We start from the raw sequence: 13,433 nt of genomic DNA, 5'->3' as shown, positions 1-13,433 counted from the left end.
ATTTTTATGAAGCATATTTTCCGAGTTTTAAGGCTTTTGCAACCTTTTCGGCAAACCGGTTGTCGACGACGCCGTCAACCTTGTAGGATTCCCTCTGCATTCCATATTTGGTAAGCAGATCTTCTGTTACTTGCAGACGGTTTGTATCGACTATAGGATCGTTTTCCCAAAGCACTATTTCCGCTTCAATGGCTTTGCGGGCCGTATCCTCATCCACATTCAAATATTTGGCTGCCCAGGGTATAAACTCATCCAAATGGTTTTTAGCGTAATTATTGGCGTAGAAATAGACCTCCAGCACCCGCTCAACCACATCCGGTTGCTCATCTATCATTTTCTGGGAAGCCACCAGTACTCCGGTATGATATCCGGGAAGGAATTCCCATGTCTTTGCCAGCACGTGCCCAGTGCCTTCTTTTTCTGCAAGGGTGGCATAAGGCTGGTGAATGATAGTGGCATCCACTTCTCCGGAGGTAAGGGTGGCATAGGCAGTTTGATAAGATCCGTTGGCGATAAGCTCAACATCCTTTTCCGGGTCGATTCCGTTCTGGGTCAGCACTTCCATGAGGGTGAGCTTCATACCGCCCGTAGGCTGTGCGGATCCTATTTTTTTGCCTTTTAAATCAGCCCATGACTTGATTTCAGGTCTTGCTATGATCCAGTATGCCCCTTTATTGCGCCACATGTTGCTCACAATTTTCATGGGGACATTGTTTACGATGGCGGGAATATATGTGCCGGGGTCTCCGTCGGCTATGTCGACTTCGCCTGCGCCAAAGGCCGACACAGGATTTGGTATGTCTATCAGGCTCAGTTCAATGCCAGCTTCCTTATACCAGCCATTTTGTATGGCAAACTGGTTGGCTATGCCTGTCATGCCTTTTGCAAACCCTGCACGGACGGTTACCTGCTTATTTTCCCGTGATTTCCATGGAGCATCATCGGGAGAGGCAAGGGGAGTAAAGTCAGCATCGGTATTTTGCTGCGTTGAAGCGTTGCTGGTATTTTGGGCTGTCTGATTCTGACTGCCGGTGGCCGATGAGCACGCCGTTGTGATGAGAGTTATCATGACTGCGATTGCTGCAGATAAAATTCTGACAAAAGCTTTTTTATTACCTATCATATTTCACACCTCATTCATTATGATGATTTGATTGTATAAAGATTGATATTGGAATTTTATAAAAGATTTATAATGATATATTTATAAGGGATTTATATGGTACGCTGATGACGGAAAACAATTCTTTCCGCTAAGTTTACAATACTCACAAACAGAACCGAGAGCAGAGTTACTATGATGACTACCAGGTACAGCTTTGGAGTATTCAGTACTGCCTGGGCTTCACTCAGCAGATATCCTGCTCCGCCTTTTGAGGCAGTCATTTCAGCAAAGATTACACCGGTGATGGCTGTTGCCGCTGTGACCCTAAGACCCGTAAATATGCCGGGTAGTGCAGAGGGTATCAGAACTTTGAATACTATCTGGGCTCGTGTTGCTTTAAAAACATGGGCCACCTTCAAGTGCTCGACCTTGGTCTGCTTTGTCCCGGATACGGTGTTAAACAGCACGGTAAACATGCAGAACAGGAACACCATTATCACCTTGCTTTTGAAGCCAATGCCGAACCAAACTATCAAAAGGGGCATGACTGCAGTCTTGGGTACGGCCATTATGGCTGAAAAAAAGGGGGTAAGCAGAGCTTCAAGCTTGGGAAAGGTCACAAATAGGACTCCAATTCCGATGCCTACGACAGCGGAAATTGCATATCCCAGGAGAGCCTCCTGCAGTGTAAGCATGATTTGCGGCAGCAGCTCGTTTTGCCGAAGCATATATGTAAACTCGTCGGCTATTTGGGAGGGGGAAGCCAGAAAAATCTTATTCACATATCCTTGCGATACTGCAAGCTCTATACCGACAAGTATTGCAGCGATTATTCCCAATCGGGATATTGTAACCCACAGGGGCTGTTTGTGCTTATCCTTCCTTTTTGATTTTTTCGCCGTAGCTGTAAATACCTTTTGAGACTTGTTCACTTGCAAAGTATTCTCTTTCACAGGACTCACCTCCAGTCAGGACATTTTTTGTGATTTTATGGGACAAGCCCTGGGTGAAATTCTCTGCATTTGTTGTATCTATCACATCACAGTAAAGAGGGGCTATTTCCTTAAACCATGGATATTCATCGAAGTATTGGAACCAGGTTTCCGCATAAGGACAGTGGTTGCGTCCAAGCTCCTTTACCCAGCCGATCAGCGGCAGATCAGATATTTTCATGAAGGTTTCCATGGTGCAGGGAAGTCCTTGTTTTATGGCTTTTTCCCTCAGTTGATCCGAACGGTCGACAGCCAGCTCAAATATGGCTTTTTGTATAAGGGGCTTTGCCTTATCTTCTCCCAGTTCTTCAACCAAAACCTTTGCAAAGTGGAAATACAGCATTGCAAACTGACGGCACGCTTTTCTAACTTCCTTTACCGCATCTTGATACTCGATACTTTTCTTTTCATACATTTTTGATTTCCTTCCTTTCGTGCCGGATCAGGCTATTCATAAAGTTGAGATATTCTTCCTTCGTGTACTTGGGTTTGTAACCCACGACGATTTTCTTTGAAGCAGCTGCTCCTTCTTTCAGCAGTTTGTATGCAGAAAGGGCAAAGATTTTTGCAGTCACGACATAGGCTTCCTCTTCGTCGATAACCTGAAAGTCTTTGGAATGGAAAGCTCCGGATACTCCACCGGTGTTAAACTCCAGTACGGGCATTATATGCTGCAAGTCGCCCACATCAGTGGAACCTGCTCCATGGGAAGCCGGATCGGCTTCTTTTACTTTTCTTCCGGGGGCAGCTTCACGGGCAGCTTCAATCATAAGCGGATGTGCCGGTGTAGATAGCTTTGGCAGATAACCGGGCATGGTGGTTATTTCTATCCCTGCTCCGATGGCCAGTGAGCCTGCTATGAAGGCCCGATCGGTTTTTCTGTCGGCATCGAGGATGGCTTCGGTGCTTTTTGCCCGTACGAGGCTTTCAATGACTACTTCATTCGGGATCACATTGACCAGGTTTCCTCCCTTGGTGATGATTGCGTGAACCCGGACTGAATCCTCGTCCCGGAAGGTCTCTCTCTGATAGGCCAGGGCAGACACGGCCAAAGAGGCAGCATTCAAGGCGTTTACTCCTTTTTCAGGCTCTGCTGCGGCATGGGCTTCTCGTCCGATGTATCGGATTACCTTTGAGACAAAACCGTTGGAGGTACCGTTTCCTATAATGATGCCATCCTTTGAGGAATGGTGGACAATGCTTATATCTATATCATCAAAGGCTCCTATTCTGATAAGCTCGCTTTTGCCGCCTCCATATACAATTTTGCCTTCTTCTCGCAGCTGATTTTTGAATTCAATCTCACCGTATTCCTCAGCAGGAACAGCGAAAAAAACCACATCTCCATCCAAATTGGACGCAACCTCAGGGTCCGACAAGGCCAGAGCGGCACCGGCAACTCCTGCAAGCTGGGCATTATGACCGCAGCTGTGGGCGGCATCGGTTTCTTTATTGACAAAGGGGTGGTCGGGTATCCGCAAAGCATCCAGTTCTCCTATCAGAGCCAGGGTGATATCATGCTGGTTTCCTCTCAAGTACCCTTTGACTCCAGTGATTGCCAGTTTTTCCTGCACATCCAGGTGGAGAGATTTTAAAAGGTCGGCAAACCTTTTTGAAGTTCTGAATTCCTTGTATCCCAGCTCCGCGTTACGGTATATATCTCTGCCGAAATTAATTATTTTATCTTTATTTGAATCTATTATGTTTAAGATTTTTTGTTCTACAGCATCCATTTTTATACCTCGATTCTTTTAGTTTTTATATGAACAACGGAAGCCGGCAACAATGATCTCCACATTTGGTTATTTGGCTTCTGTATAAAAGAAAGCTCAATTTGATATGACTGTATCCAAATACCACTGACCTAATACCTCCCAATAATTCATATTAAATATATAGGTTTACTATGAATTGTTTTATAAATTATATATTGCTTTTGGATTATTTGTCAATAGTTCCCGCAAAATAAAATTTTGAATTTATATCAAGGAAGGAAAAGGCTTATATCTATCTGTTGGACTAGTATCATTGCGATGGAAAAACACATCTTTATAACGTCTTAACACAACAGCTCAAAATCTTTGCACCGTATTAATATCAGCAGTAAAAGTATTAATACAATCTTAACACATAAGGCAGTAGAATATTTACATATTGTTTTTAAGAAGGTGTGTGTATGTGGTTCTGCTGATTATTTGCCTTTTAGGTGTTATTGCTCTTTTCGGATACCTAATGGCAAGATTGGACATTTTTTTGACAGAAGCTGGCTTTGCCAAGGAAGAGGATAAGGGCCGTCCGATTGCTGTTGTCATGGGTGAAACCGACCTGGCAAGGAAGGTGGAGGAACTCCTTGAAAAAAACAATATTCGGGTGCACCGGATAACTGAGCCATTTCTGTTGGAGCAGGAGCAGAATTTCAGCTACCTGTTTGCATTATCAGAAAAGGATGTGGAAAATATTATACTATATAAAATAGGGAAGAAAGTGTATGGCATTGAAAAAATGATCTGTCTGTGCAACGACAAAGCAAATGAGAGCATGTTTATCAAGGAAGGAATTTGCTATGGATGGGGTAAAGAAGTAACTGCCTTGATGCTTTATAAAGCAGTTGTTTACGGTAAGGAGGTGATGCTGTGAACAAGTGGATGGTTAAGTTAAATTCGTTATCCTACCCTCAGATGATCGCTCTTGGATATTTTTTGGTGATTATGGTGGGTACGCTGCTACTGATGCTGCCGGTAGCAAATTACAACAACATGTCGCCTGGTTTTATAAATGCTCTGTTTACTGCAACATCTGCCACCTGTGTGACAGGTCTGGTCATCTTCGATACTTATACCCAATGGACAATTTTCGGAGAATTGGTCATCCTGACTCTGATACAAATAGGCGGACTCGGATTTATGACGATAATAACCCTGTTTTCATTTTTCCTGAAAAGAAAAATTGGGCTAAAAGAAAGAGGGTTGCTGAAGGAAAGCGTAAGCACCATGTATATTGGAGGAGTCGTGCGCCTTACAAGAAAAATACTGCTGGGGACCCTGCTGTTCGAAGGTGCAGGAGCGATACTGCTGTCGATAAGATTTGTACCGAAGATGGGCTGGGCGGAAGGTATCTATAACGGTATTTTTCATTCGGTTTCAGCTTTTTGCAATGCCGGATTTGATATTATGGGCAAATATGGAGAGTATTCATCCCTTACGACCTTTTCCGGAGATGCCGTCGTAAACCTAACGATCATGGCATTGATCATCATTGGAGGAATAGGCTTCCTTGTATGGGATGATCTTTCCAAAAGCAAATTTCATTTCAGAAGGTACCAGCTTCATACGAAGATCGTATTGTCAACCACTGTGATACTTATTGCTGTAGGGGCATTATGTTTTTATGTTTCTGAAAAAGACAACCTTTTATCGGAAATGCCAATGAGCGAAAAAATACTGGCGTCGCTATTTGCTTCCGTCACACCCAGAACTGCCGGCTTTAACACAGTTGATATGGCAAAGATATCTCCGGCAGCGAAGCTCCTTACCATGGTTCTAATGTTTATAGGAGGCAGCCCTGGATCTACTGCCGGCGGAATTAAGACAACCACTCTGGCGGTTGTGATGATTTCATTATGGTCGAGCTTGAGAAATATGAAAAGTGAAAATGTATTTGGGCGTCGGCTGGAAGAAAATGCCCTCAAGAAAGCGTCGGCAGTTATTACAGTCAACCTGGTGCTTGTATTGAGCGCTGCTTTTTTGATCAGTGCAACAAATGTGAATTTTTACTTGAGCGACGTTTTGTTTGAGGTATTGTCTGCCATTGGCACCGTTGGACTCACCATCGGGATTACAAGCAAATTGAACTCTTTTGCTCATATAATTCTTGCCCTGTTGATGTATAGCGGTAGGGTTGGCAGCCTTTCCTTCGCACTTGTATTTACAGAGCATAAGATTCCGTCAACTATTCAGAATCCGACGGAAAAAATTAATATTGGATAGGGGTATTGATATGAAATCTTTTCTAGTAATTGGAATCGGAAGATTTGGAAAGCATTTAAGCCGGAAGCTGATAGAGCTTGGCAACGAAGTCATGATTGTTGACAAAAATGAAGAAAATATCAACGAACTGTTGCCTTTTGTCACAAGTGCACAGATAGGTGACTGCACAAAGGAAGAAGTCCTTCGCTCGTTGGGTATTAGAAACTTCGACATATGCTTTGTCTGTATTGAAAACGATTTTCAGAGCAGCCTGGTAATCACCAGCCTTCTTAAGGATTTGGGGGCAAAGCATGTAATCAGCAATGGGAGCCGCGATATCCATGTGAAATTCTTGCTGCGAAACGGCGCCGATGAAGTCATAGACCCGGAACGGGATATTGCGGAAAGATTGGCGGTGCGTTGCAGTGGTAATCATATTTTTGATTACATCGAGCTGACAAAGGATTTTTCCATCTATGAGATACCACCGGCAGAATGCTGGGTTGGAAAAAGCATAAAAGAAGTAAATTTCAGGGTCAAATACCATGTCGGCATACTGGCTACAAAAGCTGGTGGCGAGATTTCTCCGCTGCCGTCTGCTGACTATGTATTCCGTCCGGATGAGCACCTTATAGTTATCGGACGCCATAGTGATATGGAAAAGATCCTTAAACTCATAGACTGAAAAGTGATAAAATAATCTCTATGAGGTGACTATATGGAAGGAAGAAGTTATCTGAGGCTTCTCCTTATCATGATGGCTACGGCTGTGAGCTCCATAGCTTTAAACCGATTAGGCATAGACAAGGAGAACATATTGATGTTTTTTATGGTGGGGGTGCTGCTGGTAACAGCATTGACAAGGGGATACCGCTTCGGAATCATTGCCTCGTTCATAAGCGTCATGGCATTCAACTATTTTTTTGCAGAGCCTCTCCACACGTTTGTCATTAATAACACCAATGATATCGCGCTGATATTCTTCTTCCTCACTGCATCGGTAATATCTTCCAGCCTGACGGTAAGATTTCAGCGCCAACTGCTGATTTCCCAGAAAAACGAGAGGACGGCAAAGCTGCTGTATGAAGTGCTGCAGCGCCTCCTTAATGTTACCGGTGAAGCAAACATCGCACAGCAGGGGATACGCTGCATCAAGGAATATACAGGCTGTGACAGCGTGGTGGAGCTGAATGAAAGCAGCCAGATTTATAAAAGCGACAGCTTTATCTTTGACGAAGGTTTAAAAATCATGGAGATTCCCATAATGGGTCTGGCCAGAAAACTGGGTACATTAAAGATATATGGCAGCGGTCCCAGCCTCAATATTGAGAAAAAGTGGATTGCAAATGCGGTAGCGGCACAGATTGGTATTGTACTGGACCGCGAGCTGATTTACAATGAACGGGAAAACATAAAAATTGCCATGGAACGGGAACATTTGAAGAGCAACCTTTTAAGAAGCATAAGCCACGATTTGCGCACTCCCCTAACCGGAATTACAGGCGCAAGCAGCTATATCCTGCAGAGGAGCAAAAGCCTTGACATGAAAAGCATTGAGCACCTGGCTAAGGATATAAATGAGCAGGCAGTTTGGCTTACAACCATGGTGGAAAACATATTGAATATGACAAGAATTGAGAATGGGAAGCTGGAGGTTAAAAAGCAAATTGAGGTGGTCGAAGACATTGTAAACGATGCGGTCAGCCATGTTAACGGACTTTCTGAGAGGCCCTTTTGTATAAAAATGCCGAAAGAGTTGATTGCAATTCCCATGGATGGAAAAATGATTGCCCAGGTGCTGATAAATCTTCTGGATAATGCCATTACCCATACCTCAAAGGATGCACCGGTCGAGCTATCGGTATTTCAACGGGATGGATATGTGGAATTTAATGTTGCCGACGGAGGGAAAGGAATAGATCCTGCAATGGCGAATAAAATTTTTGATGCTTTTGTAACAAGCGGTAAATGCGGTTCAGACGGCAAGAGGGGAATAGGCTTGGGACTGGCTATCTGCAAAGCTATTGTCGAGTCCCACGGAGGAAGCATATGGGCCGGTAAATCCAGTCTCGGTGGTGCGCTGTTTGCATTTACGTTGCCATGTATGAAGGATTACAGCAACCAGGCAAAATAAAATTATAAAAGGGAATGTATCTTGCAAATATATAGATTGGCAGGACTTTAAAAAAAGTCAGTATTCCTGCTTAAAAAATTCTGTTTAAAATAGAAGTGATATTGAATTTTTGTACAGACGAGCAAATTTGAGGAGTTATTATGGCAGATAGCATTACCGTTCTAATAGTCGAGGATGACAAATATATCATGTCGTTGGTAAACATGTTCCTTAAGGATGAAGGATACAGAACCATTACAACTTCCAGCGGAAAGGAAGCTGTTGCCCTTTTCTATGCCAATAACCCTGACTTGATTCTTTTGGACCTGGGTTTGCCTGATATTGATGGCATGGATGTCATACGGCAGATAAGGGAAAAAAGCAATGCTCCCATCATAGTTCTTTCCGCCAGGGAAGAAGAAAGTGATATAATCAACGCCCTTGATTGCGGAGCTGACGACTATATGACAAAACCTTTTTACACAGGTGAGCTTATGGCCAGGATCAGGGTCGCACAGCGCAAGATAAACAGCATGACAAATCCTGATAATGCCAAGACCTTTACTTGCGACTACCTTACCGTGGATTATGGAAAAGGCTTGGTATTCGTAGATGGTGAGGAAGTCCATCTGACACCGATAGAGTACAAGCTCCTGCGACTTTTGATTGCCAATAGGGGCAAGGTGCTCACTCATAACTATATAATCAGCCAAATATGGGGTTTTGGCGAGGTCGGCGATGCGAAAAGCCTTAGAGTGTTTATGGCGAGCCTTAGGAGGAAGATAGAGAGAGATACGGCTAATCCAAGGTTTATTCTTACACAGGTTGGTATTGGCTATAGATTTGCCGACAAATAAATAGCGATTCTTAAATCTTTGTGCAGGTTCCCGGTGGAAAGAAATTACTGCCCATGATATAATACAGTAAAGGAGGGTGGAAGCATGGCTGTTCTTCAGAAACCGAGGACTATTTTAATTTTTGCCCTATCTTTTGCTATCGTGATAGCATCCCTTTTTCCCTTAAAGATTTCCGGAGAGGTGCAGCCCATCGAAGAGGTTCAGGAGAAGCTGGAAAGCATATCCGACAAAGAAAAGGCTGTCCTGGCGGATCTTTTTATTCTCCTGCAGAAGATCGAAGAGATGGAGAGGGAAGCTGAAAGGGTCAACGGGGAGATTGGAGTTCTCCAGGACGAAATAAGAGATGTGGAAAAGCTGATTGCTAAGCAGCAGGAAAAATATGACAAGCAGTTGGATACCTTAAGACAGGTTCTGGTAAGCTATCAGAGAAGCGGACCGGCCTCATACCTGGAAACCCTTTTAAGCTCAAAGGATTTGTCCTCCTTTCTTAAAAATCTCAACATTCTGAAGGATCTGACGAAAAACGTGGGAGAACTGCTGGATTCTGTGGAAGAGCTGGAAAGAGAATTGACGGTCGAAAAGGAAAAGCTGTCGGAGAAAGTCAGGCTGTTGGAGGATAAAAAGGCAGAGCTTCAGTTGAAATTGGACGAAAGCATAAGGTTGAGGGGGGAACAGGAAGCTTATTTGGACTCTCTGGAGGAAGAAAGGGAATACTATGAGGAACAGCTGGGAAATCTGCAGCAGATGTGGGATGAAATTAAAGCTTTGTTTTCCGATATAGTGCAAGAGTTTAGCAGGATTATGATAGAAGGAGAGTTTCCTCTGAAGGATTTGAACCTGGAAATCGGACTTTTTACCGTACAGGGAACCGTTTATGAAGATGTGCTGAATGAAGTGCTGAAAGGGAATAAGACCCTGTCAGGTGTAGAATTCCACTTCTTTAAGGATAGGGTTGATATAGAAGTCCCTGAAAAGCATCTTGTCCTTAAGGGAGTATTCTCGGTGGAGGATAAAAGCGTTTTGAAGTTTGAGGTGTCGGAAGGGAGCTTTTATGATATGCCCCTGGAACCTGAATCTATAAACGAATTATTCCGGAATGGATATTTGCTGATAGATTTCAAGGAGCTCATAGGTGATTATATTGATATAACACTGGAATCAATAGAGATGGAGGAAGGAAGCTTGAGATTTCAATTCAAGCCGGATTTCCTGTGGCTTCGCAGATCAGGAGGGTGAGATATGATTGAGGCAAAGGGAGTTTCTTTAAGGTATAAGGATGGAACCCTGGCTTTGCACAATGTTAACCTTGAAATAAAGCTAGGAGAGTTAGTTTACATAACCGGGCCGAGCGGTTCCGGAAAGACCAGCCTTTTAAAACTGTTCATGGGAGTGGAATATCCCACCTCCGGAGCTTTGAAGGTGTTGGGCCAGGCCATGTTCAGGCGGGAAGCCATGAAGATCAGAAAGCTGAGAAGGAAGATAGGTCCTGTATTTCAGGATTTCAGGCTCATCGAGGGAAGAACTGCAATGGAAAATGTCATGATGGGCATGCGTTTTTTAGGCATTCCCTCCCGGCAGATCAAGCAAAATGCCATAAGTGCCCTTGCCAGGGTTGGGCTGGAGCATAAGGCTTATTCCCGGGTGGAAAACCTGTCCTGGGGTGAAGCTCAAAGAGTGTCCATTGCCAGAGCTGTAGCCAGGAAGCCTGCCTTAATTCTGGCCGATGAACCCACAGGCAATCTGGACCATGCCAATGCGTTGAATATATTGGATCTTTTGACTTCTTTCAAGGATAAAAATACGACGGTCATTATAACCACCCATGCGACCCATTTGATTGAAGACCAGAAGAATGCCACTTTTGTCCGGGTGAATAAGGGCAACATTTCTATAGAACGGCGGTGTGAATCGAATGAAGAGCTTCTTATCTAATTTAGGTTATTTTCTGAAAGAGGCAGGCAGGATAGTCAGAATGAATCTCCTTTCCAACATCTTTTCATTTTTAGGTACAGGCCTTGTTATGTTCATACTGGGCATGATCATATCCGGATGGTGGATCGGGAGCCAGATGATTGAAATGCTGCAGGAGGAGGCCGAAATCAGTGCATATTTCAGTGAAAATTCGGACAGGGATGAGGTTCAAAGGCTGGTGGAGAAGATAAAAGCTATTGACGGTGTATGGCAGGTGCGTCTGGTGGAAGAAGAGGAAGCCTATAGCAGGATGGAGGATGTCCTGGGAGAAGAGGCGCATATTCTGGAACTCTTTGATGATAACCCCTTTGAAGCATTCATAGAGGTGAGGATTCATCTGGACAAGATGGAGGAGATTTTGGAAAAGGTTTCAGCCCTTGATGGGATAGAACATGTGCGGGATAACAAAGGGGTTCTGCAACGATTGCAGAGCATAACAAATGCTTTAAAAGCTTTAGGATTACTGGCTATTGCCGCTGTTGGCATAACCACGCTGGTTATAGTTTCCCACATGATACGGCAGGGAATATACAATAACAGGGAGCAGATAAGCACATTGAAGCTTTTGGGAGCTCCCGGCAGTTTTATTGGCTTTCCCTATATCCTGGTGGGGCTGATGCTGACCCTGGGAGGTGGCATATTGGCAGTTGCCCTTATATCCTTTGTTATAAGCCGTGGGTATGACATGGTAAGCGTTTCTTTACCTTTTATACCCCTTCCTTCCGGAAAGGTGCTGGTAACAGACCTAACCAGGCTCCTGCTGGCAATCAGTGCTTTTCTTGGAATAGCAGGGAGCCTTTTTGGACTTTCCTCTACCAGGGATGCGGAAGGCAGCGTTTGACAGACCGGTGCCTCCTTTCTCATCACGACAGAAGTTAAAATATAAGTTTAAACATTGAATGCTAAAGAAAATCTGCAATAGCAATTAGCAATTAAACCTGCTGCAAAGCGCTGTATCTCTTTTAAGCCGGACGGCTGGACAGCTTCAGACGTTACTCTTAAAAGGACAGGCATAAGGGCAGGTTTTTTTATGCGTAAAAATTGCCAGTCAAATCAGGGAGCGAAAAAGGATTGTGCCTCGTCTAATAAGTGACAGCACAACAGGGAGGAGGCAATACATGTATTTCCTTTCGGTACCAAAGGAGAATAACCCTGAGAAGGTAGCAAAAAAAAATATTGATCAAGAACTGCAAAGGCTGATGGATGTCTATGGCAATGATGTGCTGAGAACTTCCTATATGTATCTTAAAGACATGCAAAAGGCGGAAGATGCATTTCAGGAGGTATTTATAAAGATTTACAACAAGTTTGACAGCTTTAAGGGAGAAAGCAGCGAAAAAACATGGATTATAAAAGTGACCATCAATGTTTGCAAGGACATGCTGCGTAATTCATGGATCAAAAGAGTGCTGCTTACCGACAGGATAAAAACTTCCGGACGGACATCGGATATTGAGGGCAGAATCATAAAAAGAGATGAAAACAAGGCCCTGTTCGATGAAGTATTATCCCTTCCGGCAGCTTTAAAAGAAGTGATCATACTTTATTACTATCATGCCTACGATACTGCAGAAATAAGCAAAATTCTGAATGTGGCTGAGGGAACTGTAAGAAGCAGACTTCACAGGGCGAGGACAATGCTCAAAGGAAAGTTAGAAGGGAGAATTGACTTGGGTGATTAATATTAGAGATTTTAAAAGCATTGCGGATGAATGCATGAAGGATATCAAAGTCAGCGAAGAGCTCAAGGATAAAACCTTGATGTGCTGTCAGAAAAAAAGAAATATCAACCTAAATATCAGGGTTAACAGATTACTGGTCCCGGCTGCTAGCTTTGTGCTGATCCTTGCAACCGTCGGAATTCTCAACTTGCTGCCACCGAAAACCGGAACAGGTGAAGATAATGCTGCACAGCCCAACATAATGGCAGCCACAGATAATGCTATGGAGGTGGCTCCAGGGCAAACCACCGTAGATATTCTTTCGGGTTCTGACTCTGAAGCGATTGAAAGCTGGTCTGTCACAAATCCTGATGAGGCACGGAAGATTTTCGGAGATGCCTTTATCATGCCGGGGTATATCCCGGAAGGCTTTAAGTTGGAAGAAATCCTTGCTTCGGGATATAAGGGCGAGATGGCAGACAAAATCATCCTCAATTATGTAAAAGAAGAGCTTTCGTTTTCAATTACTGAGGAGACAAAGGCCTTGGAAGACGAATTTTCCGGTTACAAAAAAATAGACATCAATGGTGTTTCCGGTTATTTGAAAGAAGATGGGACAGAGGTTCACTGGTTCTTGGACGGGGTCCACTACTCAGTGGCGGGACATATATCGTCAGATGAGGCTCTCAGGGTAGCCGCTTCTATGAAGCGGTAAACAGGACAGTTTCTTTAGTTGAAAAGGCAAAAAGACAAAAAGACAGCCATAACC

At 43.8% G+C, this 13,433-nt stretch carries 14 protein-coding genes; 10 read left to right on the top strand and 4 right to left on the bottom strand.

The window, feature by feature from the left end; translation table 11 throughout:
- Nucleotides 1-4: 4 nt before the first annotated feature.
- The 4 genes from CDO33_RS11375 to CDO33_RS11360 all read right to left on the bottom strand — a co-directional run bounded on the left by CDO33_RS11375 (nucleotide 5) and on the right by CDO33_RS11360 (nucleotide 3,830).
- Nucleotides 5-1,123, bottom strand: coding sequence for an ABC transporter substrate-binding protein (locus CDO33_RS11375; RefSeq protein WP_103080109.1), 1,119 nt, complete (start codon nucleotides 1,121-1,123; stop codon nucleotides 5-7).
- 92 nt (nucleotides 1,124-1,215) lie between these two features.
- Nucleotides 1,216-2,058, bottom strand: coding sequence for an ABC transporter permease (locus tag CDO33_RS11370; protein WP_202849469.1), 843 nt, complete (start codon nucleotides 2,056-2,058; stop codon nucleotides 1,216-1,218).
- On the bottom strand, nucleotides 1,979-2,512 hold the full coding sequence (locus tag CDO33_RS11365) for an L-2-amino-thiazoline-4-carboxylic acid hydrolase (protein WP_103080108.1): 534 nt from the start codon (nucleotides 2,510-2,512) through the stop codon (nucleotides 1,979-1,981). Before CDO33_RS11365 ends, CDO33_RS11370 begins: the two co-directional genes overlap by 80 nt.
- A complete protein-coding gene (locus CDO33_RS11360; protein ID WP_103080107.1) occupies nucleotides 2,505-3,830 on the bottom strand; it encodes an amidohydrolase in 1,326 nt (441 codons plus the stop codon). Before CDO33_RS11360 ends, CDO33_RS11365 begins: the two co-directional genes overlap by 8 nt.
- 445 nt (nucleotides 3,831-4,275) lie before the next feature.
- Between CDO33_RS11360 and CDO33_RS11355 the strand changes: the two genes are divergently transcribed.
- The 10 genes from CDO33_RS11355 to CDO33_RS11310 all read left to right on the top strand — a co-directional run bounded on the left by CDO33_RS11355 (nucleotide 4,276) and on the right by CDO33_RS11310 (nucleotide 13,379).
- Complete coding sequence (locus CDO33_RS11355; protein ID WP_103080106.1) at nucleotides 4,276-4,734, top strand: hypothetical protein; 459 nt, start codon at nucleotides 4,276-4,278, stop codon at nucleotides 4,732-4,734.
- Nucleotides 4,731-6,083, top strand: coding sequence for a TrkH family potassium uptake protein (locus CDO33_RS11350; RefSeq protein ID WP_103080105.1), 1,353 nt, complete (start codon nucleotides 4,731-4,733; stop codon nucleotides 6,081-6,083). The genes CDO33_RS11355 and CDO33_RS11350 overlap by 4 nt, the downstream gene beginning before the upstream one ends.
- Before the next feature lie 10 nt (nucleotides 6,084-6,093).
- Nucleotides 6,094-6,747, top strand: a complete 654-nt coding sequence (locus CDO33_RS11345) for a potassium channel family protein (RefSeq protein WP_103080104.1) — start codon at nucleotides 6,094-6,096, stop codon at nucleotides 6,745-6,747.
- Between the two features lie 33 nt (nucleotides 6,748-6,780).
- The gene (locus CDO33_RS11340) at nucleotides 6,781-8,196 is read left to right on the top strand and encodes a sensor histidine kinase (protein ID WP_103080103.1); all 1,416 of its coding nucleotides are present in this window, start codon (nucleotides 6,781-6,783) and stop codon (nucleotides 8,194-8,196) included.
- 140 nt (nucleotides 8,197-8,336) lie between these two features.
- Nucleotides 8,337-9,032, top strand: coding sequence for a response regulator (locus CDO33_RS11335; RefSeq protein WP_103080102.1), 696 nt, complete (start codon nucleotides 8,337-8,339; stop codon nucleotides 9,030-9,032).
- A gap of 84 nt (nucleotides 9,033-9,116) precedes the next feature.
- Nucleotides 9,117-10,268 (top strand): coiled-coil domain-containing protein, encoded by a 1,152-nt coding sequence (locus tag CDO33_RS11330; protein ID WP_103080101.1) that lies wholly within the window; start codon nucleotides 9,117-9,119, stop codon nucleotides 10,266-10,268.
- A gap of 3 nt (nucleotides 10,269-10,271) precedes the next feature.
- Nucleotides 10,272-10,964: a cell division ATP-binding protein FtsE gene (locus CDO33_RS11325; RefSeq protein WP_103080100.1), complete on the top strand. Its 693-nt coding sequence runs from the start codon at nucleotides 10,272-10,274 to the stop codon at nucleotides 10,962-10,964.
- Complete coding sequence (locus tag CDO33_RS11320; protein WP_103080099.1) at nucleotides 10,945-11,844, top strand: cell division protein FtsX; 900 nt, start codon at nucleotides 10,945-10,947, stop codon at nucleotides 11,842-11,844. Before CDO33_RS11325 ends, CDO33_RS11320 begins: the two co-directional genes overlap by 20 nt.
- Nucleotides 11,845-12,121: 277 nt before the next feature.
- Nucleotides 12,122-12,685 carry a sigma-70 family RNA polymerase sigma factor gene (locus tag CDO33_RS11315; RefSeq protein WP_192874990.1) on the top strand — a complete coding sequence of 188 codons (564 nt, stop codon included), beginning with the start codon at nucleotides 12,122-12,124 and terminating at the stop codon, nucleotides 12,683-12,685.
- Entirely contained in the window at nucleotides 12,678-13,379 is a 702-nt protein-coding gene (locus CDO33_RS11310) for a DUF4367 domain-containing protein (protein ID WP_103080098.1), read from the top strand. The genes CDO33_RS11315 and CDO33_RS11310 overlap by 8 nt, the downstream gene beginning before the upstream one ends.
- Nucleotides 13,380-13,433: the final 54 nt, after the last annotated feature.

The sequence above is a fragment of the Clostridium thermosuccinogenes genome (assembly GCF_002896855.1).
Taxonomy (GTDB): domain Bacteria; phylum Bacillota; class Clostridia; order Acetivibrionales; family DSM-5807; genus Pseudoclostridium; species Pseudoclostridium thermosuccinogenes.
The sequence above is the reverse complement of the archived record's forward strand: the minus strand, read 5'-3'. Positions and strand labels throughout refer to the sequence as shown.